Source organism: Glaciimonas sp. OK215 (assembly GCF_057787885.1).
Window position 1 is genome coordinate 4,141,168 of record NZ_CM173544.1, and the last position, 24,451, is coordinate 4,165,618.

Genomic DNA, 24,451 nt, shown 5'->3' on the forward strand with positions numbered 1-24,451 from the left:
GCATGCTCCCCTTGGTCTTTAACTGTTTATATTGGCTGTCATCAAACTTGGCATGCTACCGTTTCTCGGGCGGAATGGCCTTGATTGCGGCCGCGAATAGGGCATGCGCTTCAGGCGCGACCGGCCTATGTCTGACCTTGGTACTCGCTGGATCTTTGCCAAGGAAGTTGTCGCCTTTTAAATTTTTCGCAGGTCTGATTGGCCTGGGGGCGAAACCACCACCGCAGTTCGCGCAGACATTCTCCAAAATATTATCGACACACGTTACGCAAAATGTGCACTCGTAGGAGCAAATGCGCGCTTCAAGTGACTCGGGCGGCAACGCTTTGTTGCAGTGCTCGCAGGTAGGTCTGAGTTCAAGCATCGTGTCCTCTCGTGGTGGCGAATAGTGTTTACACGGGCAGCAAGGTCCGCATAAAAACTTGCAATATACCGGAGGACGCCAAATCCAGATGTAAAATTTCTACCTATGTTCGCTAACGCACGGTTTAACCGCGTTTGAAAGCTTATCCTCAAAACGTCTCCTCCAACGCATCCCTAAGGCGTGGATTTAGCCCGCTGCCGAAAGGCGATGCGGGTTTTTTTCGTTCAAACAATGGATAAGCGCTTTACGTTCCGCCCCACCTGTGCAATCGGCCAGCTTCTGCGGAGATCAGGTCCGCTTGGGGATATCAATACCTTTTGCGACCGCCGGACGCGCAAGAAACGCAGCGAGTGCCCGTGTGACATGAGGGAAATCCGCGATTCCCACCAGATCACCGGCCTCATAGAAACCGATCAGGTTGCGTACCCAGGGAAAAGTGGCCATATCGGCGATGGTATAAACATCACCCATGATCCAGAGGCGCTCTGCAAGACGCCGGTTAAGTACCTCAAGCAGGCGCTTCGACTCTGCGACATAGCGGTCGCGCGGTCGCTTGTCTGCGTAATCCTTGCCAGCGAATTTATTGAAAAAGCCAAGCTGGCCGAACATGGGGCCGACACCACCCATCTGGAACATCAGCCACTGGATCGTTTCATAGCGGCTGGCGGCATCCTGCGGCATGAACTGCCCGCTCTTGTCGGCGAGATAGAGCAGAATCGCACCGGATTCGAACAGAGCGAGCGGCTTGCCGCCCGGACCGTTCGGATCGAGGATGGCCGGGATCTTGTTGTTGGGATTGAGCGACAGGAACTCTGTCGACATCTGGTCATTTGCCTCGAAGCGGACCAGATGCGGCTCGTAAGGCAGGCCGGTCTCTTCAAGCATGATCGAGACCTTGACGCCATTCGGGGTGGGCAGAGAATACAGCTGGATGCGGTCGGGATGCCGGGCTGGCCATTTTTTGGTGATGGGGAAAGCGGAAAGTTCGGTCAAGGTGAGTCCTCCAGGCAAATATGGGGCTGTATGAAAATTCAGAAAATCGACGCACCGAAGGCAGTCAATTTTACGAGCCATATAGAGTATCGGAAATAGCGTTCGTCGGTGCGGCTGTTCGCTTTCTTTGCGCTGCATCTGCGAATCGTTGGACCAACGTCTGCCCAATATGCCGTATGGGTGCCAAATTCCGGAAAGCCGCCGCGTCCGAGAAGGAGCGGCCATTCCGTCAGTCCCGCTCGAGATACCCGCCCCCGTCAGTCAATGCCATCGGACGCGCGCCGTTATTTCACTCCCATAAGAATAGTCGGCAATCCCACTGCAATGCCGGGGAAGAGACACAACAACACGATGGCGACGAACATCAACGCCACAAACGGCAGGACTCCCCGAATGACATCGGACAAAGGAATATCCGGCGCAATGTTCTTGATGACGAAGATATTCAATCCCACGGGTGGATGAATCAAGCCCATTTCCATGACGATCGTCATCACTACGCCAAACCAGATCAAGTCGAAGCCGGCCGCCTTCAGCGGCGGCAAAATGATCGGCGCTGTCATCAAGATAATCGACACCGGCGGCAGAAAAAATCCAAACACCACGACCATAGCCAAGATCACTGCCAGCAATAGCCATTTTGACAAATGCAATCCGACCACCCATTGCGCGGCAGATTGACTGATATGGAGGTAGCTCATCACGTACGAATACAATAATGACATCCCGATGATCAGCAACAGCATGGTCGATTCCTTGATCGCGGAACCGAGAATCGGTGTCAGGTCTTTCGGTTTCCAGAGGCCATAGACGATCGCCACCAACACCATTGCCAGCAACGCGCCCAGACCGGCAGTCTCGGAGGGTGTCGCATAGCCGCCATATAACGCCACCATCACGCCGATCAGCAGCACGACAAACGGCAGCACCCGCGGCAGCATTTCAACCTTATGCGAAAAAGTGAAATGCTCCTCGTCCAGATAGGCAGATTTCAGACCGCCACCCTGGTACACCTCCAGCGCGACCCTGTATTCTTTTTTGGCCCGATACACGGCATACCCGGCAAACAAACCAACCAGCAATATCCCCGGCCCGACGCCGGCCAGGAACAGGCGGCCCAGCGATTGCTCCGCTGCTACCGCATACAGGATCATCGTGATGGAAGGCGGCAGCAAAATCCCCAGGGTGCCGCCAGCCGCAATGATGCCGGCGGCAAACCCGGGCGAATAGCCGCGGCGGCGCATTTCCGGGATCCCTGCGGAACCGATCGCAGAACAGGTCGCCGGCGATGAACCCGCCATCGCGGCGAACAGCGCGCAAGCAAACACGTTGGCGATACCCAAGCCGCCGGGAACGCGACTGAACCACACGTGGATAGCCGAATACAGATCCTTGCCGGCCGGAGATTTTCCGATTGCCGCCCCTTTCAGGATAAACAACGGGATAGACAATAAGGTGATCGAGGCCAATTCTTCATACACGTTCTGTGTCACGGTATCCAGCGCGGAAGCGGGCATCAGGAAATACATGAAGCCAGTCGCCACCACACCCAGCGCAAATGCTATCGGCATGCCGGAAAACATGACAACCAGCGTGACGATGCCATACAGGACCCCGATAGTCAGCGCACTCATCGTGCCTCCCGGTTTTTGGTTGGGTTGGTTGCGTTGGTGGCGTTGGTGGCCCGCGTCAACACCTGCACAAGAATTTGCAGCGTCAGCAAAGTCATTCCTGCCGCCATCATCGCGTAGGGAATCCACAGCGGCGGTGCAAAAGTCGATGAGGTGGTTTGCCCGTCTTTCAGCGCCTCATAGAACAAAGTCCATGATTTCCAGGAGAAGAAGGTGCAGAACAGGAAGGACACCACATCCACCATGAACAGGCGCACCGCATTGACCGATGCCGGCAGTATCGACGACAGCGCCTCAATGCCGATATGACCGCGATAGGACTGCACATAGGCGGCGCAGGAAAAGGTCACGCCGACCAACATGAAAACCGACGCCTCATCCTGCCAATCGGTTGGCACGTTGAAGAAATAACGTGTCACGACCGAGTAGGTGAATATCAACGCCGTCAGCACCAGCGCCCCCATTGACATGCTCAGCACGGCGCGATTGATCGCGCCAAGCACGCGCGACAAGCTGGCGACGAATGGCGCGTCCGGTATGGCTGGCGCCTTGGGATGCGCGGCTTCAAGGCCGTGATGCATACCGCGGCTCATAGGGTTTTCTCCGCCAGCCTGAGTAGTTTGGCGCAGTTATCATTTTTCGCCGCGTAGTCTTTCCAGGCCGTGGTACGTGCGATGGCCTGCCATTTCCTGACGCTGGCTTCATCCAGATCGACCACTTTGGCGCCGCTCTTTTGAAACACCGCCGCCACCAATGCATCATCCTGTTGCGCCGCCTTGCGGGCGAACTGCTCCAGGCCGGCACCTACCGCCATGATTGCTGCCTGATGCGCTGTGCTGAGTTTGTCGAAGATGGCCCGGGACATCATCAATGGCTCAAACATGAACCAGTAAGCCTTGTTGCGACCGCTGGTTAAATTCTTCGACACTTCTTCCAGACGGAAAGACATCAGCGAGGTGGACGAGGTCAATGCGGCGTCCATCGCACCGGTTTGCATGGCGGCATAGATTTCGTTGGACGGCAAGGTCACAACCGCTGCCCCGGCCTCCTTCAAAATCAGATCCATCTCGCGCGAACCGCCACGGATTTTCATGCCCTTCACGTCCGCTGGATCGATAATCGGCCTGGTTCTTGAGGCGACCCCGCCGGCCTGCCAGATCCAGCTGACCACCACCAGGCCCTTGTCGTGCAAAATCCTGGACAACTCTTTGCCAACCTCCGCATTTTTCCAGCCGTAGCCTTGCTCATACGAGGTGACCAGGCCAGGCATCAATCCGATATTCACTTCCGGCACTTCGCCGCCCGCATACGACAGCGCCAGCAGCGACATGTCCAGCGCGCCCTTGCGCAGCGCGGAAAACTGCGCGTTGGTCTTCATCAATGATGCGCCTGGATAGATCTCGAACTTGAGCCCTCCATTGGTGCGCTGTTCGACTTCCGCTGCAAACTTACGACACATTCGATCTCGGAAGTCGCCTTCGCTCACGGTTCCGCCGGGAAATTGATGAGAAATTTTCAAGGTGGTGGTTTGCGCCCAGACCGACTCGATGGACAGCAGCGGCGTGAGGGCAATGGCGCCGAGAATGGCCCTGCGCTTCGTTAAAGACATACGATCTCCTTTTTTTTGGCAACATGTTATGAAAGCTTTTATTTCAAATACCTTCCCATGAGCAACGGGCCTGCGGTCGCGCAACTGGCGCGGATGTCAATCGCGCTTGGCCGCAGCTGCGACGCGACGCTTGAGTTCTCCCGAACGCAAGGAACGCTCGTGATCATCGCGGGACGTGGCGGCTGTCGGGTCGCCTGCTGCAATCGCATTGATCTGCCGTTTCAGCGACATGACGGTCAGCGGTTCGCAGGCTGCGATAGCGTCTGCATAGTCGCGCACCCTGGCCGGTAACTGTTCGCGCTCAAGCAACTCGTTCAAAAACCCGATGCGCAACATTTCCTCTGCATCAATCGCGGCGGCGCTCAGGAACAGCCGTTTTGTCTCGCTTGGTCCCAATTGCGTCACATAGCGCCGTAGTCCGCCCGGGTAGTAATGCAGGCCGAATTTCGCAGCCGGCATGAACATCCGGGAAGGCCGCACGCCGATGCGGATATCGCAGCACAATGCCAGATCGGTGGCGCCGCCATAGACGCTGCCGTTCAGCGCGCAAATCGTCGGCAGCGGATAGTTCTCCACCGCATCGAGCATTTCTTCGAAACTCCTGTCCAGCTTTTCGACGATGGCCTGCACCGTGTAGCCGGAGCTGAACGTCTTCTCGCCGAGTCCGGTAAACACCACGACCCGCATGTCGCTGCGCTGTTGAATTGCCTCCAGATGCGCGCGGATCACGGCGATATCATCGGGATCGATCCGGTTATGTTGGCGCGGACGCCGGAGCAGAATCGTCGCGGTCGCGCCGACGTATTCCAGGCTCGGGCTCGCATCGGGAAGCGTGTTGGTCAGTGTCATTTTTTTCTGCCTTTCAGGACTCGGCGTTGGCGCCCCGGTATTGGGCGATGACGCCGTCAAGCGCGAGTTGTTGCAATTGATCGTCGGCATAGCCGAACTCGGTCAGCACCTCGAAAGTATGTTCGCCCAACAGCGGCGGTGGCATGCGCACGCTGCCTTCGGCGAAGGCGGCGAGCTTGATCGGATTGGCAACTTGCTTAAGCGCGCCTAACAGCGGATGCCGGATTTCTTCGACCAAACGGCTGTGCCGGACCTGAGGGTCCTTGAAGACATCGGCCAGATTGTTGATCGGTCCGGCGGGAATGCCGAGCGCGATCATCGCTTCCGTCCAAGCCATTTTCGTGCGCAGCTTTAGTCGCGCCTCAATGATCAGGCGCAGTGCGTCGCGATGCTTTACCCGTGCGGCGTTGTCCCCAAAGCGCGCATCTCCGGGCAAGGCTTCCAATTGCAAGAGCTTGCATAGCTTCAGCCACATATCGGACGTCGCGGGAGCAATGTTGAGCGGACCGTCCTTGGTTGCGAAAACGCCATACGGCGCGATCACGGAGTGCGCGTTGCCGGTGGGCTCGGGTACTTCTCCCAGGCTGAGATAACGTTGGCCCTGGACGCCGAGCAAACCGATCAGGCTCGCCAGCAGAGAGGTTTCGACGCGTTGACCTTGCCCGCTTTGCTGACGGCTAAACAGTGCGGCAAGTATGCCCATCGCAGTCCACATTCCCGAGGTCAGATCGCCGATGGCGGTACCTACCCGCGTCGGCCCGCTTTCCACTTGACCGGTCAGGCTCATGAGTCCCGAGTAACCCTGGGCGATCTGGTCGAATCCCGGCCAGCTTCCCAGCGGACCGTCGCTGCCGAATCCCGTGATGCTGCCGAACACGAGCCCGGGATTCTCCTTGGATAATTGCGCATGGCCGCATCCCATGTCTTCCATCACGCCCGACTTGAAGTTTTCCAGCACGACATCCGCGCTGGCGGCCATGCGACGGATCAACGCCAGGCCACGCGCATCGCGGAAATTCAGCGCGATGCCGCGCTTATTCCGATTGGTGGATAAATAGTAGGCGCTCTGGCCCTGGTCGAACGGTCCCCAGGTACGGGCCATGTCGCCGCTAGCCATAGGCTCGACTTTGATGACGTCGGCCCCGAGATCCGCAAGAATCATCGAACAAAACGGGCCGGATAACGCGCGGGTCAAATCAACGACCTGAATTCCTGCTAAAGGCAAAGCCAAGTTAGTCTCCTCATTGTTCTGCACCAGAAACGGGTCCTGGCGCTGGTGATTTGTTATTTTGAATAATACATCTGAAATTTCAGTTTAACAATATGAAGTTTTACAAATGCAGTTTTGTATTTTCTTGCATCAGGATCGGATAACATATAATTTTGAAAATAATTCTGAAGTGAAGAAGGAAACAATGCAGTCGACCAAGGAAAGCGCCGTCGAAAGAGTGCGACGCGAACTCGAACACGAGATCAATAGCGGGATACGCCCTCCGGGTGAGCCGCTAGATGAAACCGAGCTGATGACACGCTTCAAGGTGTCCCGGACGCCGGTCCGGACGGCCATATTGCAATTGGCGTCGCATGGCTTGATCACCATCATTCCGCGCTCCGGAACATATGTGGCGCGCATGTCTCCGCAGGATTTGCTGTCGATGCTGGAAGTGTTGGCTGAAATGGAAGCGGCTTGCGTCAAACTTGCCACGCGCCGCATGCGGGCCGAGGACCGCGAGAAACTGAAAGCGCTGCACGCCGCGGCAGAAGCCGTTGCCAACAGCGAAGACGCGCCGGCCTACGAGCGTTATAACCTCGAATGGCACGGGATCATTTATGCGGCCTCTCTCAACGCTTATTTGACCGAACAGATTTTATCGATCCGGCGCCGTACCAAGGTGTATCGCCGGAGCGTCTTTCAGGAACAGGGGCGTATCAAGACGTCGTATAGCGATCATGGGAAAATCCTGGACGCCATTCTTGTCGGCAATGCCGAGGAGGCATATCGCCAGATGCTTGAACATATCTCCGGTTCGAGCAAAGATTTCCTGGAACTGCTCGCGCGCATTCCAGGCTTGATGAAGCAAGACCATGCCACGCCTAAAGGCGCTGCCAAACGGCGCTGATCACAGGGTTCAGCCGCTGCCGTCCAGAACTCGGAACGTGATGCGGGCCGGATTGTTGCGCGTTATTGCGCCCGGTAATCCGTTCGCGCGAGTTACTATTACTACTTTCCACCTGATTTTCCGTTCATGCTTATGACTGATTCCGCGCCCGATATCGCGCCTGCTTCTTTCTCCCAGGTCGAAGCATTGATCCGTGAGCGGTTTTCCGAGATGCGCCCGCAATTTCAAACCGGGGCAGCATTTTTATTAGACAACCCCGGCGAAGTGGCCGTCTCCACGATGCGCGCTATTGCGACCCGTGCCGGAGTCCAGCCTTCCACCTTGGTCCGCCTCTCGCAATATCTTGGATTCCCAGGCTGGGGCGAGTTGCGCGCCCTGTTTGTTTCACGCTTGGCAGGCTCGCCTAAAGCGTATGCCTACAAAGCAAAGGGGCTCGTCAAGCGGAATAACAGCGACATCCTGATTGCCGAGTTATTTGATGCGCAACGCGCGAATCTTGATGCGTCCGAACCCAAAAATGCAGATGATTTATTGAAAGCCGCCAAAACCTTGTCCAAGGTGCGGCACGTCCATATTGCCGGATTTCTTTCAGCGTTTTCAATCGCATTTTTACTCCACTATCTTTACCGCTTGTTTCGTCCCTCCGTCAGCTTGATCAGTGGCGGTGCCGGGCTGCTGGATATGGAGTTGCGCGGACTGACATCACAGGATGCCGTCATCGCCATTAGTTTTGCGCCCTACTCGGCAGAGATCGTTCGTGTGGCCGAAGCCGCCAAGAATGCGGGGGCAAAGTTAATTGCGCTCACCGACAGCGTCGTCGCCCCCATCGCCCTGAAAGCAGATCATACAATTCTGTTCGCGCATGAGAGTCCGTCGTTTTTCCCCTCCATGTCTGCTGCCATCGCAGTGGCTGAAAGCCTGATCGGGCTGATCATCTCCCTGGACGACGATCAGGCTGTAAGACGCCTCGAAGAAGCCGAAGAAGCGTTGTATAAAGCCGGCACCTACCTGAAATCACAAAACAGGTAATCCCCCACCGCAACGTCATATTGCAACAATCGTTGCAACACCTCCCTGACAACGCGATCACAGTCTGGCCTGGCTCAAACCTGAAAAAAGACGATTGGACGCCCCCAAGTGTGGGGCTGGATTGATGCGTCTTTCCAAGCGGCGGCAAGCGGACGATTGCCGCTCTTAGGTTAAATGCCGCAGAGACAAGTTTGCACCAGCATTTTTTCGTGCGGTAACACACCTTCTTCCCTCAAAAGCATTGCTGAGCCCTGCGCAGCATCACCTTTCTTTGTCCGCACCAAAATCGGGCACACTTGCCAGCGTGCAACATACGGTATTTTTTTATATAAATGCGCAACAAACGTTGCATATCCATTTTTTTTAATCTATAGTTCCTCTACCCCTGCAATGCTACAAACGTTGCAGCAACAATCCTCATACGACATAAAAGGGCGGATTCAATGACGCACATATTTCATCGCAATCCTAAACAGACGCTTCCGGTTGCGGTCGCCGGGAACGGCATCGAACTTATCGACCGGCAAGGACGGCGCTATATCGATGCTTGTGGCGGCGCCGCGGTTTCCTGCCTCGGACACGGGCATCCACGCGTGATTGAAGCGATCAAGAAACAAGTGGAATCGCTGGCGTATGCGCATACTTCATTTTTCACAAATGAACCCGCTGAAGCGCTCGCAGACAATCTGGCCGCGGCAGCGCCGGGCAATCTGAATCACGTCTATTTCTTGTCCGGCGGCTCGGAAGCAGTGGAAGCCGCATTGAAACTGGCACGGCAATACTTCGTGGAAATTGGGCAATATCAGCGCCAATACTTCATCGCACGCCACCAGAGTTATCACGGCAATACGCTGGGGGCGCTGGCAATTGGCGGCAACGCGTGGCGCAGAGAAGCTTTTTTACCGTTACTGATAACGGCACACCACGTTTCCCCATGCTACGCATACCGCGATCAACTCAGCGGCGAAACGGACGCCGACTATGTGCAACGTCTGGCCGCTGAACTTGAATCAAAAATCCTTGAACTGGGAAGCGACAAGGTTGCGGCCTTTGTCGCGGAAACCGTGGTTGGCGCGACGGCAGGCGCGGTGCCGCCGGTGGGCGCATATTTCAAGAAAATACGCGCTGTTTGCGATAAGTACGGCGTCTTGCTGATCCTGGATGAAGTGATGTCCGGCATGGGGCGAACCGGGTATTTATTCGCGTGCGAAGAGGATCAGGTCGCGCCCGATATCCTGGTAATAGCCAAAGGGTTGGGCGCCGGCTATCAAGCGATCGGCGCCATGATCAGCAACGACAAAATATTCGACGCCGTCATCCACGGTTCCGGATTTTTTCAGCATGGACATACTTACATCGGCCATGCAACCGCATGTGCTGCCGCACTGGCGGTCCAGCAAACCGTCAAGGAAGAAAATTTACTAAGCAATGTGCTGGAGCGCGGAGAACAACTGCGCTCAAGGCTGCGGGAAGTATTTGCCGATCATCCGCATATCGGCGATATCCGGGGGCGCGGCTTGCTGGTCGGGGTTGAGTTGGTCGCGGACCGAGTAAGCAAGGCAGCGCTGGACCCTGAAAAACGCACCCATAGTCTCGTCAAAAGCGAGGCAATGAAGCGTGGCTTGCTGGTTTATCCGATGGGCGGAACCATCGATGGCAAGCAAGGCGACCACGTGCTGATCGCGCCGCCGTTCATCAGTACGGCCGCAGACATCGACAAGATCGTTGATCTGCTGGCTCCGGCAATCAATGCCGCCACCGGAGTTCATATGTAAAACCCAAGCGCTGTCCCTAGTCTCATATACAACAAATGCTCCACGAGATGCTTTACCCATTACGAGAGGAATTGAAATGAAACTATGCACCTTGCCCTTCGCAGCCGTCTTCGTCATGTTGTCGGCTTGCGCATCCGTTCAGGCCGCCGACGCAGGACTCGGCCCCACATTGCAAAAAATCAAGGACGGCAATGTCATCGCCATTGGTCATCGTACCGGCTCCATTCCGTTTTCTTACTACGATGAAAACCAGAAGGTCATCGGCTACTCGCAGGATCTTTGCCAAAAGGTCATAGAGAGCGTCAAGACGAAACTGAATGTACCCAGTCTTGAAGTGCGGATGATCCCGGTGACGTCGCAAAACCGTATGCCGCTGCTGCAGAACGGCACTATCGATCTGGAGTGCGGCGTCACCAGCAATCTCAAAGAGCGCTGGCAGCAAGTCTCTTTCAACACATCGTTCTTCGTCGCCAGCAGCCGGATATTGACGCGCAAAGACAGTGGCATCAAAGACTTCCCCGACCTGGCCGGCAAAGCGGTCGTGACCAACGCAGGAGTCTCGTCAGAACCTCTTTTACGCACGATGAACGAACGACAACACATGAACATGCAGATTCAAAGTGCCAAGGACTATGGCGAAGCATTTCTGATGCTGCAATCCGGTCGTGTTGCCGCGTATGTGATGGATGACGTCCTGCTGGCAGGTGCGCGAACGACCGCACAAAAACCTGCGGACTGGGTACTGACCGGAGCACATTTAACCACCGAAGCTTACGGCTTCATGGTGCGCAAGGATGACCCGCAGTTCAAGCAACTGGTCGACACGACGTTAAGCGGGCTGATGAAAAGCGGCGAGATCAACAAGATCTACGCAAAATGGTTTACCACGCCTATTCCACCGAAGAATATCAACTTCAATTTTCCGATGCCTGAACAGGTGCGTAAGTTATACAGCGCCCCAAGCGACAAGCCGATGGACTGAGAAGCAAGCGATGGAATCACTCGGTGTGCTTCCATCCTCGACAGGAATTGACATGCACCCAACACATCGACTGCCCGAGTTTCAACCAGAACAGGCCACCCCGGAACAGCGGGCGCTGTTAGATACGATACTGGCCGGGCCAAGAAAAAATCTGGATGGCCCATTCATCAGCTGGATTCATAGCCCGGAACTGGGACAGCTTGCGCAACAACTCGGCGCCTACTGTCGCTACCAAACCGGGCTTCCGCTACGCTTGTCGGAATTGGCCATTCTGACCACCGCAGCACTATGGCAGTCGCAGGCGGAATGGCATATTCATTTGCCGATCGCATTGGATGCCGGACTTTCCGCCGCGGTTGCGGAGCAGTTGCGGCAAGGAATGACACCGGATTTTATCAATGAAGACGAGCGCATCGTTTGGAAATTTGCGTCCGAGCTTTATGAGAAAAAACGGGTAACGGACGCGACTTTCTGGGCCGCGCGTCAGACCTTCGGCCTGCCGGTGGTCGTCAATCTGGTCGGATTATTGGGTTATTACGCCCTGGTCGCCATGACCTTGAATTGTTTCGATATGCGCGCCAAGGGACAAGTGGATCTTCCGTTTGCAGAGCCAACTTCTAGCGGTAAGGACGGATCATGAATTACCACTGGAATTGGGCCATATTGGGGCACTCGGCGGCCGGAAATCAAACTTATTTCGACTGGCTGCTCTCCGGTTTGTCGATCACGCTGGCGCTCGGTCTGTCGGCATGGCTGATCGCAATCGTGCTCGGCACGGTGTTAGGCATATTCAGGACGGCGCCTAGCAAGTTGCTCGCTGGTTTTGCGACGTGTTATGTGGAACTGTTTCGTAACGTACCGCTGCTCGTGCAATTATTCATCTGGTATTTCGCGATGCCGGAAATTTTGCCCTTCGGCGACACCATCAAAAGCATGAGCCCGCTAGCGCAGCAATTCATCACCGCCATGCTGTGTCTCGGCAGCTTTACGGCGGCGCGCGTTTGCGAACAAGTCAGAGCTGGTCTCGACGCCCTGCCTCCTGGACAAAAAAATGCCGGACTGGCCATGGGATTCACCTTGGCGCAGACCTATCGATATGTCTTGCTACCGGTATCGTTGCGCATCATTCTGCCGCCGCTGACTTCCGAGTTTATGAGTGTTTTTAAGAACTCGGCTGTCGCATCCACTATCGGCCTGCTCGAACTGGCTGCGCAGGGACGTCAGCTGGTTGACTACACGGCACAACCATACGAAGCCTTCATCGCCGTCACCTTCAGCTACATGCTCATCAATGCAACGGTGATGACAGGCATGCGCTGGATCGAAGGCCGCACCAGCCTGCCCGGCTACATCGGCGGTAAATAAGTCCTAAACAAGGAATCCCCATGGCTTATCAATTTGATTTCAGTGCAATTACCCCAGCAGCCATCAAGGTGCTCGGCGACGGCATGCTGATATCGCTGGAAATTACGCTCATCGCCATTGTCTTCGGCATTGTCTGGGGCACGCTGCTGGCAATCATGCGCCTCTCGGACAACAAGGCATTGCAATGGTTTGCGGCAGGATACGTCAACCTGTTTCGCTCTGTCCCTTTGGTCATGGTGTTGTTGTGGTTCTTCCTGATCGTGCCGCAATTCCTTCAGAAAGTGTTTCACTTATCGGCATCCAGCGACCTGCGGATGACGTCGGCGCTGGTGGCATTTGCGCTGTTCGAGGCGGCATATTACTCGGAAATTATTCGCGCCGGCATCAAGAGCGTGGCGCGCGGACAATTCAGTGCCGCGTTTGCACTCGGCCTGAACTATGGCCAGGCAATGCGGCTGATCATCCTGCCGCAAGCATTCCGAAACATGCTGCCGCTGTTACTCACGCAAGGGATTATTTTGTTTCAGGATACGTCCCTCGTGTATGTGAGCGCATTGGCCGATTTCTTCGGACGCGCGTACAGCATCGGCGAAACCAATGGGCACCTGATTGAATTGCTGTTTTTTGCCGGCGCGGTCTACTTTGCTATTTGCTTTAGCATTTCCTTATTCGTCAAACGGTTTAAAAAGAAAGTATCGGCATGATCGACATAAAAAATATCTCCAAGTGGTACGGCCAGTTTAAAGTCTTGTCGGACTGTACGGCCTCAGTAAACAAGGGTGAAGTTGTTGTCGTTTGCGGACCGTCCGGCTCAGGAAAATCGACCCTGATAAAAACGATTAATGCGCTGGAGCCATTTCAGGAAGGAACAATCAGCATTGATGGAATATCGGTTGGAGATCCGAAAACCAACCTACCAAAATTACGCTCGCGTGTCGGCATGGTTTTCCAACATTTCGAACTTTTCCCGCATTTAAGCATTATCGACAATCTCAGCATCGCGCAAATCAAGGTCCTCGGTCGCAACAAGGTGCAAGCGACAGAATATGGCTTGAAATATTTGCAGCGCGTTGGACTAAAAACGCATGCCGATAAATTTCCTGGACAACTCTCGGGTGGTCAGCAACAGCGTGTTGCCATCGCCCGCGCACTATCGATGGATCCGATCTGCATGCTGTTTGATGAGCCAACTTCTGCACTTGATCCGGAAATGGTGAATGAGGTATTGGACGTCATGGTGGGACTGGCGAAGGAAGGAATGACCATGGTGTGTGTCACGCACGAAATGGGCTTCGCTAAAAAAGTCGCCAACCGTGTGATTTTTATGGATCAGGGCAGCATTGTCGAAGATTGCGCCAAAGAGGAATTTTTCGGCAAACAGGCCAATCGCTCTGGCCGGGCACAGTCTTTTTTATCAAAAATCCTGGTGCACTAAGTCACGGCATAGCAGGCCGTCCCGCGTATCGCCCCTATCGTGCAATCCACATGCATTCCTCCAGTAAGTCTCATTTTTAACATCATCAAAACCAGTTTTCGGAGAAATCCATGCGTCAAAACACAGCAACAGAGACCAAGTTTTCCCACGTGAAGCCGGAAGATGGCCGCTTTATAGCAGAAGGCCTTCGTGACTTCTTCATCTACAGAGATTTGGGTGTCGCTGAGGCTACCGTCGGGCCGGCTTGAGCTGAATGCGCAGAGACCGAAGAACTCTCGGCGTGCTGGCCCGCATTGATCCGGCAAGATCAAGTTGCTATGCAGCATACTTCATAAGATGCTGTCCCCGACAGCCTCAGGGTTTGCGGTTTTTTAGCATATTCGGCGCCAGCGCCGCCTCCAGCATGATTTGGCTGTCACTCTCGCGCCCGCGGTTGCTCAACCACCACACCCCGCTTTTTTTGATCGCCCAGTCGGCGCTGCTGCCTGACAGCAGCAGTGCGGCGATCCGGCCCAGCGTGGGTTGATGACCGACCACCAGGACAGCGCCTTCCGCATCGGGCCAGTTGGCGGAGGTCAGCGCCTCGGCGGCGTCGCTTCCCGGTGCCAGCGCTGCGCAGGTTTCATAGGCAATACCCAGCGTCTGGGCGGTTTGCTGAGCCCGCCGCGCAGGACTCACCAGGATCCGCAGGTCTTGCGGCAGGTGCGCTTTGAGCCAGCCGGCCATCAAGGCGGCTTGTTCCCGCCCCTTGTCGGTCAGGCCACGGGCGTCATCGGGCAAGCCGTCTTCCGCGTCGGCGTGACGCCACAAGATCAGATCCATGATCTCCTCCTATTTGCAATTTCAGTGCAGGCACGAAGACGGGCGTTGCCAAGTCATTTCCTGCAGGGGAATTTCATCGGCGCGAACTGCGAAAAGACTGAAAAATCGTATAAATAGTATATTCTGTTTATCGAGGCGTGCTGTTTATCGCATCACGTCGTTTGATTGTCAGACAGGAGGTTTGTCATGCGTACAGCGACACCTAAAACCACCCGCGCCATGCCCGTAACAGCTCCGAGGAAGTCAGTAGCCGCGAAGGCTCAAAAAGCCGCCGTCGCGCCAGGCCCGGCGCTGAAGCACAACGCCATTGATGTTGCACGTGCCAGGCCCATTGCACCAGGCGTCGAAAAACCCGCCAGGACAACCAAGACCGTTCGCGACCGTTTCACCATGCCCGAGGCGGACTACGACAAGCTCATCGAACTCAAGAGCAAATGCGTGGCCGCCGGTATGCGCGTGAAGAAGAGCGAGCTGCTGCGGATCGGCCTGCATTTCCTGGAAACGCTGCCCATAGCAAGATTGAAGGCAGCGGTAACTGGGCTGGAGAGCGTGACAACCGGCCGCAAGGCAGCAGCGAAAGCGGCAAAAAACGGCAAGCTCGCCAAGGTGCACTGAGCACTTGCAGGCATCAGGCCAGCGCGGCCAGCAGCTTGCTCTGGGCAGAGTAAGCGCGGCCACGGTGGCGCTTGCGCCGGTAGCTGCCATCGGCGTCCATTTCCCAGGCCTCCCTGTTGCCCTTCAAATACGGTTGCAGACCTTCCATGATGACGCGCCGCTTGAGGCGCCGGTCCAGCACCGGGAAGCACACTTCGATGCGCCGGAAGAAGTTGCGGTCCATCCAGTCGGCACTGGACAGGCGCACGTCTTCCGCCTTGTCGTTGTAAAAATAGAAAATCCGCGTGTGTTCGAGAAAGCGGCCAATCACCGAACGCACCCGGATATTTTCCGATAGCTGCGGGATACCGGGCCGCAGCGCGCAGGCGCCGCGCACGATCAGCTCGATCCTGACGCCGGCGCAGGATGCCTGGTATAAGGCCTGGATGATCTTCGGTTCCAGCAGCGCGTTCATTTTGGCAATGATCAGCCCCTTGCGCCCGGCCCGGGCATGCTCCTCTTCCCGCTGGATGGCATGGATCAGCTCCTGGTGCATGGTGAACGGCGACTGCCACAGATATGCAAGTTTGCTGGGGCGGCCCAGCCCGGTGAGCTCCATGAAGATGCTGGCCACGTCGCTCGTTATCGCCTCGTTGCAGGTGAGCAGACCGAAGTCGGTGTAATGCTTGGTGGTCTGGGTGTGGTAGTTACCCGTGCCGAGATGCACGTAGCGTTTGAGTTGCCCCCCTTCGCGCCGCACCACCAGCGCCATCTTGGCATGCACCTTGTAGCCGACGACGCCGAACACGACATGGGCGCCCACTTCCTCCAGCTGTGCGGCCCAGTTGATATTGGTTTCCTCGTCGAAACGCGCCAGCAACTCGACGACCACGCTGACCTCCTTGCCGCTGCGCGCCGCGTCGATCAACGCCTGCAGCAATGCCGAATCGTGGCCGGCGCGGTATACCGTCTGCTTGATCGCGACCACCTCAGGATCTTGCGCCGCCTGCCGGATGAATTCCACCATCGGGGAGAAGGACTGGTAGGGGTGGTGCAGCAGGATGTCGCCGTTGCTGATGGCGCGGAACATGTCGGGCTGGGCCACCAGTTCCTTCGGCAAGCCCGGTCGGAACCGCGGATACTTGAGCACCGGGCGGTCGACCCAGTCCGGCACCTGCAGCAGCCGCACCAGGTTGACCGGGCCGTTCACGGAAAAAACATCGGCCGCAGCCAGACCGAACTGATGCTGCAGGAACGCCGTCATTTCCCGCGAACAATTGTCTGCCACCTCGAGCCGTACCGCGTCGCCAAAATGGCGTTGCGGCAACTCGCCTTGCAGGGCCAGGCTCAGATTCTTGGTTTCCTCCTCGTCGACAAACAACTCGCTGTTGCGGGTGACGCGGAACTGGTAGCAGCCGCGCACGTTCATGCCGACAAACAGTTCGCCGACGTGGGCGTGCAGGATGGACGAGAGAAACACAAAGCCGTATTCGCAGCCGGCGATCTCTGCGGGTAGCCTGATCACCCGCGGCAAGGCGCGCGGCGCCTGCACGATGGCCGCGCCCGAATTGCGTCCGAAAGCATCCTTGCCCTCCAGTTCGACGGCGAAGTTGAGGCTCTTGTTCAATACCCGCGGAAAAGGGTGCGCCGGGTCCAGTCCGATCGGGGTCAACATCGGCATCAACTCGTGGAAGAAATAAGCCTTGATCCATTCCGCCTGCTGCGCTGTCCAGTGCGGGCGGCGCAGAAACCGGATGTCGTGCGTGGCCAGTTCGGGAATCAGGACTTCGTTGAACAAGCGGTACTGGTGCGCTACCAGTTCGCGCACGCCGACACTTACTCGCGCAAAGACCGTAGCGGCATCAAGGCCGTCAGGGCCGGTGGCGGTCGCGTGCAACTTGATCTGCTCCTTCAGCCCGGCGATACGAATCTCGTAGAATTCGTCCAGATTGCTGCTGAAGATACAAAGGAAACGCAGCCGCTCGAATGGCGGCGTGTCGGGATCTTCGGCCTGGGCCAGCACGCGCCGGTTGAACTCCAGCTGGCTCAATTCCCGGTTGATGAACTGTTCCTGCGGGTTCGGTTTGTTCGGTTTGTCTAGCTGCTCAGTGGGTTTGGCCTTGGCCTGACTTGGGGTGGATATGGAAACGTCAATGCGAGAGTGAGGGGTGGAACGTTCGTCCATGCGCTATTTTGTCCTTCTATTGTATGTGCTAGGACAAGCTCACTTGCTGCTGAGCATGTCGCCACGCGAGTCATGCACTGAAACCTTGGGGTCATTCTCGCGCTTTTCCGGAAGGCACGCAAATATTGCATTCACGAAATATCGGTGCGTCTGCAAGCTGCGCCAACTATGCAAGGACTGCCGCCGCATAGTCGATATCCAAGCGCTGAGTGAGAAATCGCAACGGCAAGAGCAAGTCACGCAGGGCCGTTTGCTCCAATCGTTGCAAAAATTCCTGTTTTATCATACATTTCAGTAATTACTGAAAATTCAAAACAGGTTCCTGAGATTTATGCCATCTGAAACGTCAAGCCAGAGTGCCAGTTCACTCACTCCCCTGACCCCGCTCACACTGCGTTTCATTTCGCACTTTGGTGAAATGGGCAGCCGCTGGGGCATCAATCGCACCGTTGGCCAGATTTACGCGTTGCTATACGTCCTTGGACAGCCGCTGAATGCGGATCAGATTGCCGACTATCTGGCGTTTTCGCGCTCGAACGTGAGCATGGGGCTGAAAGAATTGCAATCCTGGCGTCTGGTCAAGTTATTACATCAACCGGGCGATCGCCGCGAATACTTCGAGCCGCCCAAGGATATCTGGGATATCTTCAAGGCTTTGCTCGAAGAGCGTCGGCGGCGTGAAATCGAACCGACGCTGTCCATGCTGCGCGATGCATTGCTGGAAAATCCGTCATCGGAATCGGATAAACTGGCACAGCAACGGATGCGGGAAATGTACGATCTGATTGAATTATCAAGCTCGTGGTTCGACGATGTGCAGCGGCTTTCTCCGGAAACGCTGGCATCGTTGATGAAGATGGGATCCAAAGTGGGCAAATTGCTGGACGTGCGTGACAAGTTTCGGATTGCGCCGCCCGGCAGCAAAAATAAGACAGAGAAGATGGAGAAAACAGCGACCAGTCGCCCTGACGTTCAACCGAAGGAGTAGAGATGACGTCTTTCAGTTTGCCAAAACGTTGGTCGCGCCTGCCGCTGGCGCTGGAAATCACCCTGATTCTGGTGGTCAAACTGGCATTGCTGTTCATCCTGTGGAAACTCTTTTTCTCAGAGCCGCAAACCAAAAAAATGCGCATGCCGACCAATCTGGTCGAGCAACACTTCCTGACCAACCGACCAGCCGCCATCCCGGCAACGCTGTCGGCCGGCACCGGCATGCACCCATCCTCCCCCACATCCGAGGCGCTACATGATTCCAATTGATGAAGTTGTCAATCTGTCGCGGTTGCAGTTTGCTGCCACCGCGATGTTCCATTTCCTGTTTGTTCCGCTGACGCTCGGCCTGGCCTGGATTCTTGTCATCATGGAGTCGGTATACGTGATGACCGGCAGCCCGATCTATAAAGACATGACGCGCTTCTGGGGCAAGCTGTTCGGGATTAACTTTGCGATGGGGATTGCCACCGGTATCACGCTGGAATTCCAGTTCGGGACTAACTGGTCGTACTATTCGCACTATGTGGGCGACATTTTCGGGACGCCATTGGCGCTCGAAGGGATGATGGCGTTCTTCCTCGAATCGACTTTCGTGGGCCTGTTCTTCTTTGGTTGGGATCGACTCTCGAAAGTCCAGCATCTGTTCATCACCTTTCTGGTGGCGCTGGGCTCGAGCCTGTCGGCGCTGTGGATTCTGATCGCCAACGGCTGGATGAATAATCCGGTCGGTGCCGAATTCAATTACGCGACCATGCGGATGGAACTGACCAGCATCGTCGACGTCATTTTCAATCCGGTCGCGCAAGTCAAGTTCGTCCACACACTCTCGGCCGGTTACGTGGCGGCTTCGATGTTCGTGCTCGGCATCTCTGCCTTCTATCTGCTGAAGGGGCGTGACACCGCCTTCGCATTGCGTTCGTTTGCGATTGCCGCCGGCTTCGGCCTGGCCTCGACCCTGTCGGTGATCGTCCTCGGCGACGAGTCGGGTTACACCGCCGGTGAAGTCAACAAGGTCAAATTGGCGGCGATGGAAGCCGAGTGGCATACCGAACCGGCACCTGCCGGGATCACGGTGTTCGGCTGGCCGAACGAGAAGGAACAACGCACTGATTACGCCATCAAGATTCCCTACGTATTGGGTCTGATCGGAACACGCTCGGTCGACAAACAGATCACCGGCATCCAGGACCTGAAAAAAGAGCATGAGGTCCGCATCCGCAACGGCATGCTGGCTTACGCCGCCCTGACCCGCCTGAAATCCGGCGACAAATCGCCTGAGGCGATTGCTGCTTTCGACGCACTGAAACAGGACCTGGGCTTTGGTTTGCTGTTGAAGAAATACACGCGAACGGTAGTCGATGCCACGCCGGAACAAATTACGATGGCGGTCAACGACACCTTCCCGAAAATTGCACCGATGTTCTGGTCATTCCGGCTGATGGTCGGACTCGGCCTACTGTTCCTGTTTATTTTCTCGACATCGTTCTATTTCCTGATCCGCAAGCAACTCGCCAGGCAGCGCTGGCTATTGCGCCTGGCGCTGTACAGCATTCCATTGCCATGGGTCGCCATCGAACTCGGCTGGGTGCTGGCGGAATATGGCCGCCAGCCGTGGACCATTTCCGGCATTCTGCCAACGCACTTGTCGGCCTCGACCCTGCAACCGTCGAGTTTATATTTCAGCCTGACCGGCTTTCTCGGCTTCTATACCTTCCTGTTCGTGATCGAAATGATCCTGATGGTGAAGTACGCACGCCTCGGCCCCAGCAGTCTGCATACGGGAAAATATCATTGGGAGCTGTTCGACAAGCAAGCGGAAGTCACGCACAAAAATGCCAGTGATGGCACCAATCCGGCAGCCTGAGGGGGAAACACAATGATCTTCGACTATGAAACGTTAAAAATAATCTGGTGGGGCTTTGTTGGCGTGCTGCTGGTCGGTTTCGCATTGACCGGCGGCTTTGACTTCGGTGTCGGCATCATGTTGCCGTTCATTGGCAAGACTGATCCCGAACGACGGGTCGTGATCAGCGCGATCGGCAGCACCTGGGAAGGCAATCAAACCTGGTTCATCACCGCCGGCGGCGCGCTGTTCGCGGTCTGGCCGCTGGTGTATGGCGCCGCGTTTTCCGGCTTTTACGTGGCCTTGATGCTGCTGCTGTTTTCGCTGTTCTTCCGCCCGGTCGGCTTCGACTATCGCAGCAAGGTCGCCGATCCGCGCTGGCGCAACTTCTGGGACTGGGGCCTGTTCGCGGGCGGCCTGGTGCCGGCATTGATTTTCGGTGTCGCCTTCGGCAATCTTCTGTTGGGTGTGCCGTTCCATTACGACGACAGCATGCGGGTCGAATACACCGGCAGCTTCTTCGGGCTCCTCAATCCATTCGGCCTGCTGTCGGGGGCTCTCAGCATCGCCATGCTGGTGATGCACGGCGCCGCTTTCCTGCAGGTCAAGACGGAAGAGGCGATCGCCTTGCGTGCGCGCAAGATTGCCATCGGGGCGGCACTGGTAACGATCGCCCTGTTTGTACTCGGCGGATTCTGGATCGCGTTTGGGATCGACGGCTACCGTATTACGGCGATGCCGGATGCCAACAGCGCCTTCATGCCCATCGCCAAAACCGTCACCACTGCCAGCGGTGCCTGGATGGACAACTATGCACGCTGGCCTGCGACCCGGGCCTTGCCGGTCATGACGATCGTGGCGGCGTTACTCTGCGTGGCGTTCAGCCTGGCACGGAAAGCGCTGCCGGCGTTTCTGGCCAGCGGCGTAGCGGTCGCCGGCATCATTCTGACAGCAGGAACCGCGATGTTCCCGTTCGTCATGCCATCCTCGCTCGATCCCGGCAGCAGTTTGACCGTATGGGATTCGGTCTCCAGCCACAAGACGCTGGGCATCATGTTCTGGGTAGTGGTGATCATGCTCCCGATCATCATTCTCTATACCAGTTGGGTGTATCGGATCATGCGCGGCAAGGTCACGCTCAAGGATATTCACGACAACGAGCACACGGCTTATTAGCATTGTTCAAACCGGTTCAAAAAAAGGAGCAACTTATGTGGTACTTCGCATGGATTTTGGGAGTTGGACTGGCGCTCGCCTTCGGCATCATTAACGTCATGTGGCTGGAATCCAACTATGCATTTGGCAGCCGCGACGAGGAAACGACACGTCAGCGCTTCGAGACTGCGGCCAAGGATGAACAAGCCAGGGCGCGCAAGAAGTAAGCGGCAATCCCACGCAAAAAGGCCAACCGGTTCAGGTTGGCCTTTTTATTCCCGCTCGCGTGCGATCAATACCAGCAACGTGTCTATCCGGTTATCGTCGCAAGCGAGCGCCAAACCTTCTGTGAAGAGCGGCGCGGTGAGATTGCTCAAGACGGTTCCGCTCGGCATTTCAACGGCGAGTCGCGCACCGCGTTCCCAGGCTAGTCTTGCCGTATCCGACCAATGCACCTGTCTTGCCATATTGCCGGCCAGGTCGGCGGCGATAAGTGCCGGATCGAACAGCGCCCGTGCGGCGCTGGCGCTAAGATAGGTCAATCGCGGCCGGCGCATCGTTACGCGGGAAAAGGCTTCCTGCATGTCCAGCGCTGCCGCGTCAAACAGTTCGCAATGCGACGGAACGCTCACATCCAGGCGCACGGTTCTGGTCGCACCGGATGCCAGCGCCAGCGCCATCACCGACTGCAGCGCCGCCTCGGCACCGGATATCACCATCTGCCTGGGCCCATTCAGATTGGCCAGATACACCGGCGTCGCCGCTGAATGGATATCCGCGATCAGGGTTGCCAGATGATAACGGTCAAGACCGCCAATCGCGGCCATGCCGTAACCTTGCGGATAAGCATGCTCCATCAATTCTCCGCGCCGTTGCACCAACCGCACTGCATCGGCATAGTCCAGGGCACCGGCGACGACCGCCGCCGGATACGCGCCGATCGACAAACCCGCCACCATGTCGGGAGCCGCATCATTCGCTAAAAAAACCCGCGCCATGGCGACCCCCGCTATCAGCAGACAAAGCTGAACCGCGTAAGTGGATGTCAGCGCCGACGCGGTATCGAGGAGTAAGGCATCGCTGCCGAGGATGGCGGCAGTTTCGTCCAGCGTGCGGATCACTTCCGGATCTTGCGGCAGCGCGTGCAGCATGCCGGGCCGTTGCGCCCCCTGCCCGGGAAACATGAATAGAACGCTCATGATGAACCGACTGCATCAACGGCATTGAGCGGGGCCCACGGATCGGCGCTGAGAACAGGACCGATGTCGGTCTTCAGCAAGACGGTCTTCCCGCCGCGAATCCACTCTGCAAAGGCGAAGCCGCCATTGCCGGTATCGATCTGGATATCGATACGACACAGCCAGGACGACTGCACGGCTTGCAGCAATGCGATTTGCTCGACCCGCAATGGCACGCTCGCACGCACCACCACATCAAGATCGCTTTCTTCGCGCAACACCGGCAACCCGCTTGCCAGCGCGAAGCCAACGCTACCGGTCGGCCCCCAACGCAAGCCCATGTTCGTCAGCGAAGACGCCATGCCCGCCAGCGCCTGGACCGCCGGAAACGCACTAAACTGCGAGTGCGCGTTCCACGCTTCGGTGCGCACCAAAAATTCCGGCGGCACCCACTTCACGACTGCATCGCGCGACAGCAAAGCCTTGAAGCGTTCGCTGCGCGTTTTGCCACGCAGACCGACCGGCAGCCATGCGGCATCGCTGACCTTCTCGCGCCGTATCACCAGCGGCGCGCAGGCCAGCCATTCGGCGCTTGCCCAGACTGGCAATGGCTGGTCGCTTGCAAGTCCGTCCAGGCCCGACATCCATAACAGATCGTGCGGGCGCGGAACGGTCTGGCTGGCATCGTGAAGAAAATTTTCGCTCATCGCAAGACCTTCGATCGGTGCAATAAATGACGCAACATGCAGCATCCCTTTACAACGCTATCCCATGACCGCTTTGGTAGCAAAAAACAATACCGACGGCCCGAGCAGGCAGCCGATGCCGGTGTGGAATGTCGCCACCAGCGCACCATAGGGAACCAGCCGGCGGTCGGTCGCCGCCAGCCCTGCCGACACGCCGCTCACCGTCCCGGCCAGGCCGCCGAACACCATTGCCGACCTGGGCGTTTTCAGGCCCAGAAAGCGTGCTGCGATGGGCGTGCCCACCATCACCATGATCGCTTTCAACAGCCCGGTAGCGATACTCAAGGCCATTACATCAGAGCTTGCACCAATCGCGGCACCGGTTACCGGACCGACAATATACGTGATGGCGCCGGCGCCAATAGTGGTCATGCTGACCACATCGGTATACCCGAAAGCCCAGGCCACGCTGGCGCCGACGATGAACGGCAGCACGGTCCCCAGCAGCAGCGCGACCACGCCGATCAGTCCGGCCTTGCGGGCCTCGGTTGCCTGCACTTCGAACGCCGTGGCAACGATGGCGAAATCGCGCAGCATGGCGCCGCCCATCAGGCCGATACCGCCGAACAGCGATACGTCGGCCAATCCTTTTTCGCCACCGCTGTGTATGCCGCCCCAGTAAGCCAGCCCCAAACCGATCAGGATCGCAATCGCCGATCCATGCACGCGGCCAAAGGTGAGCTTGCGCGAAATGTAACCCGATAGCAGTACGATGATGCCGACCACTGCAAAGGCAGTCACCAACCCATTTTGCAGCGCGGCTTTTTCAAAAATTTCCAACAT

At 56.7% G+C, this 24,451-nt stretch carries 26 protein-coding genes and 1 pseudogene; 15 read left to right on the forward strand and 12 right to left on the reverse strand.

Annotated elements, in window-relative coordinates; genetic code table 11:
• Positions 1–55: 55 nt before the first annotated feature.
• The 7 genes from AC3CHX_RS19095 to AC3CHX_RS19125 form a co-directional block, all read right to left on the reverse strand.
• On the reverse strand, positions 56–364 hold the full coding sequence (locus AC3CHX_RS19095; RefSeq protein WP_488629599.1) for a DUF1272 domain-containing protein: 309 nt from the start codon (positions 362–364) through the stop codon (positions 56–58).
• A 288-nt stretch (positions 365–652) separates the two neighbouring features.
• A complete protein-coding gene (locus tag AC3CHX_RS19100; RefSeq protein WP_488644869.1) occupies positions 653–1,357 on the reverse strand; it encodes a glutathione S-transferase N-terminal domain-containing protein in 705 nt (234 codons plus the stop codon).
• A gap of 284 nt (positions 1,358–1,641) precedes the next feature.
• Complete coding sequence (locus AC3CHX_RS19105) at positions 1,642–2,991, reverse strand: TRAP transporter large permease (protein ID WP_488629600.1); 1,350 nt, start codon at positions 2,989–2,991, stop codon at positions 1,642–1,644.
• The gene (locus AC3CHX_RS19110) at positions 2,988–3,569 is read right to left on the reverse strand and encodes a TRAP transporter small permease (protein ID WP_488644870.1); all 582 of its coding nucleotides are present in this window, start codon (positions 3,567–3,569) and stop codon (positions 2,988–2,990) included. Before AC3CHX_RS19110 ends, AC3CHX_RS19105 begins: the two co-directional genes overlap by 4 nt.
• Before the next feature lie 8 nt (positions 3,570–3,577).
• On the reverse strand, positions 3,578–4,597 hold the full coding sequence (locus tag AC3CHX_RS19115; RefSeq protein ID WP_488629601.1) for a TRAP transporter substrate-binding protein: 1,020 nt from the start codon (positions 4,595–4,597) through the stop codon (positions 3,578–3,580).
• A gap of 96 nt (positions 4,598–4,693) precedes the next feature.
• Entirely contained in the window at positions 4,694–5,446 is a 753-nt protein-coding gene (locus AC3CHX_RS19120) for an enoyl-CoA hydratase/isomerase family protein (RefSeq protein ID WP_488629602.1), read from the reverse strand.
• A gap of 13 nt (positions 5,447–5,459) precedes the next feature.
• Positions 5,460–6,677 carry a CaiB/BaiF CoA transferase family protein gene (locus tag AC3CHX_RS19125; protein WP_488629603.1) on the reverse strand — a complete coding sequence of 406 codons (1,218 nt, stop codon included), beginning with the start codon at positions 6,675–6,677 and terminating at the stop codon, positions 5,460–5,462.
• 184 nt (positions 6,678–6,861) lie between these two features.
• On the opposite strand from AC3CHX_RS19125, the gene AC3CHX_RS19130 reads away from it, so the two are divergent.
• The 9 genes and pseudogenes from AC3CHX_RS19130 to AC3CHX_RS19170 form a co-directional block, all read left to right on the forward strand.
• Positions 6,862–7,566, forward strand: a complete 705-nt coding sequence (locus AC3CHX_RS19130; RefSeq protein WP_488629604.1) for a GntR family transcriptional regulator — start codon at positions 6,862–6,864, stop codon at positions 7,564–7,566.
• Between the two features lie 132 nt (positions 7,567–7,698).
• Positions 7,699–8,595 carry a MurR/RpiR family transcriptional regulator gene (locus AC3CHX_RS19135; protein WP_488644871.1) on the forward strand — a complete coding sequence of 299 codons (897 nt, stop codon included), beginning with the start codon at positions 7,699–7,701 and terminating at the stop codon, positions 8,593–8,595.
• A gap of 443 nt (positions 8,596–9,038) precedes the next feature.
• Complete coding sequence (locus AC3CHX_RS19140) at positions 9,039–10,370, forward strand: aspartate aminotransferase family protein (RefSeq protein ID WP_488629605.1); 1,332 nt, start codon at positions 9,039–9,041, stop codon at positions 10,368–10,370.
• A 76-nt stretch (positions 10,371–10,446) separates the two neighbouring features.
• Complete coding sequence (locus AC3CHX_RS19145) at positions 10,447–11,352, forward strand: transporter substrate-binding domain-containing protein (protein ID WP_488629606.1); 906 nt, start codon at positions 10,447–10,449, stop codon at positions 11,350–11,352.
• A 52-nt stretch (positions 11,353–11,404) separates the two neighbouring features.
• A complete protein-coding gene (locus tag AC3CHX_RS19150; protein WP_488629607.1) occupies positions 11,405–11,992 on the forward strand; it encodes a carboxymuconolactone decarboxylase family protein in 588 nt (195 codons plus the stop codon).
• Complete coding sequence (locus AC3CHX_RS19155; protein ID WP_488629608.1) at positions 11,989–12,717, forward strand: amino acid ABC transporter permease; 729 nt, start codon at positions 11,989–11,991, stop codon at positions 12,715–12,717. Before AC3CHX_RS19150 ends, AC3CHX_RS19155 begins: the two co-directional genes overlap by 4 nt.
• Before the next feature lie 20 nt (positions 12,718–12,737).
• Positions 12,738–13,421, forward strand: a complete 684-nt coding sequence (gene gltK / locus AC3CHX_RS19160; RefSeq protein ID WP_488629609.1) for a glutamate/aspartate ABC transporter permease GltK — start codon at positions 12,738–12,740, stop codon at positions 13,419–13,421.
• Complete coding sequence (locus AC3CHX_RS19165; RefSeq protein ID WP_488629610.1) at positions 13,418–14,152, forward strand: amino acid ABC transporter ATP-binding protein; 735 nt, start codon at positions 13,418–13,420, stop codon at positions 14,150–14,152. Before gltK ends, AC3CHX_RS19165 begins: the two co-directional genes overlap by 4 nt.
• 110 nt (positions 14,153–14,262) lie before the next feature.
• Positions 14,263–14,391, forward strand: a pseudogene (locus AC3CHX_RS19170) (cupin domain-containing protein); the annotation flags it as partial.
• 115 nt (positions 14,392–14,506) lie between these two features.
• Here AC3CHX_RS19170 and sixA read toward each other — a convergent pair.
• Positions 14,507–14,974 (reverse strand): phosphohistidine phosphatase SixA, encoded by a 468-nt coding sequence (sixA, locus tag AC3CHX_RS19175; RefSeq protein ID WP_488629611.1) that lies wholly within the window; start codon positions 14,972–14,974, stop codon positions 14,507–14,509.
• Between the two features lie 186 nt (positions 14,975–15,160).
• On the opposite strand from sixA, the gene AC3CHX_RS19180 reads away from it, so the two are divergent.
• Positions 15,161–15,589 carry a hypothetical protein gene (locus tag AC3CHX_RS19180; protein WP_488629612.1) on the forward strand — a complete coding sequence of 143 codons (429 nt, stop codon included), beginning with the start codon at positions 15,161–15,163 and terminating at the stop codon, positions 15,587–15,589.
• A gap of 13 nt (positions 15,590–15,602) precedes the next feature.
• On the opposite strand, the gene ppk1 is transcribed toward AC3CHX_RS19180, so the two are convergent.
• A complete protein-coding gene (ppk1, locus tag AC3CHX_RS19185) occupies positions 15,603–17,753 on the reverse strand; it encodes a polyphosphate kinase 1 (protein ID WP_488629613.1) in 2,151 nt (716 codons plus the stop codon).
• 331 nt (positions 17,754–18,084) lie between these two features.
• Between ppk1 and AC3CHX_RS19190 the strand changes: the two genes are divergently transcribed.
• Genes AC3CHX_RS19190 through cydX form a run of 5 tightly spaced genes read left to right on the forward strand, consistent with a single transcriptional unit; the run spans position 18,085 to position 21,971 of the window.
• A complete protein-coding gene (locus tag AC3CHX_RS19190) occupies positions 18,085–18,741 on the forward strand; it encodes a GbsR/MarR family transcriptional regulator (RefSeq protein ID WP_488629614.1) in 657 nt (218 codons plus the stop codon).
• A 2-nt stretch (positions 18,742–18,743) separates the two neighbouring features.
• On the forward strand, positions 18,744–19,013 hold the full coding sequence (gene cydP / locus AC3CHX_RS19195; RefSeq protein ID WP_488629615.1) for a cytochrome oxidase putative small subunit CydP: 270 nt from the start codon (positions 18,744–18,746) through the stop codon (positions 19,011–19,013).
• Entirely contained in the window at positions 19,000–20,610 is a 1,611-nt protein-coding gene (locus tag AC3CHX_RS19200) for a cytochrome ubiquinol oxidase subunit I (RefSeq protein WP_488629616.1), read from the forward strand. Before cydP ends, AC3CHX_RS19200 begins: the two co-directional genes overlap by 14 nt.
• A 12-nt stretch (positions 20,611–20,622) precedes the next feature.
• On the forward strand, positions 20,623–21,765 hold the full coding sequence (gene cydB, locus AC3CHX_RS19205; protein ID WP_488629617.1) for a cytochrome d ubiquinol oxidase subunit II: 1,143 nt from the start codon (positions 20,623–20,625) through the stop codon (positions 21,763–21,765).
• A 35-nt stretch (positions 21,766–21,800) separates the two neighbouring features.
• Positions 21,801–21,971 carry a cytochrome bd-I oxidase subunit CydX gene (gene cydX, locus AC3CHX_RS19210; RefSeq protein ID WP_488629618.1) on the forward strand — a complete coding sequence of 57 codons (171 nt, stop codon included), beginning with the start codon at positions 21,801–21,803 and terminating at the stop codon, positions 21,969–21,971.
• 45 nt (positions 21,972–22,016) lie between these two features.
• Here the strand turns inward: cydX and mdcH are convergent, their stop codons facing one another.
• Genes mdcH through madM form a run of 3 tightly spaced genes read right to left on the reverse strand, consistent with a single transcriptional unit; the run spans position 22,017 to position 24,451 of the window.
• The gene (mdcH, locus tag AC3CHX_RS19215) at positions 22,017–22,943 is read right to left on the reverse strand and encodes a malonate decarboxylase subunit epsilon (protein WP_488629619.1); all 927 of its coding nucleotides are present in this window, start codon (positions 22,941–22,943) and stop codon (positions 22,017–22,019) included.
• Positions 22,940–23,629, reverse strand: a complete 690-nt coding sequence (locus AC3CHX_RS19220) for a malonate decarboxylase holo-ACP synthase (RefSeq protein ID WP_488629620.1) — start codon at positions 23,627–23,629, stop codon at positions 22,940–22,942. Before AC3CHX_RS19220 ends, mdcH begins: the two co-directional genes overlap by 4 nt.
• Positions 23,630–23,686: 57 nt before the next feature.
• Complete coding sequence (gene madM / locus AC3CHX_RS19225) at positions 23,687–24,451, reverse strand: malonate transporter subunit MadM (RefSeq protein ID WP_488629621.1); 765 nt, start codon at positions 24,449–24,451, stop codon at positions 23,687–23,689.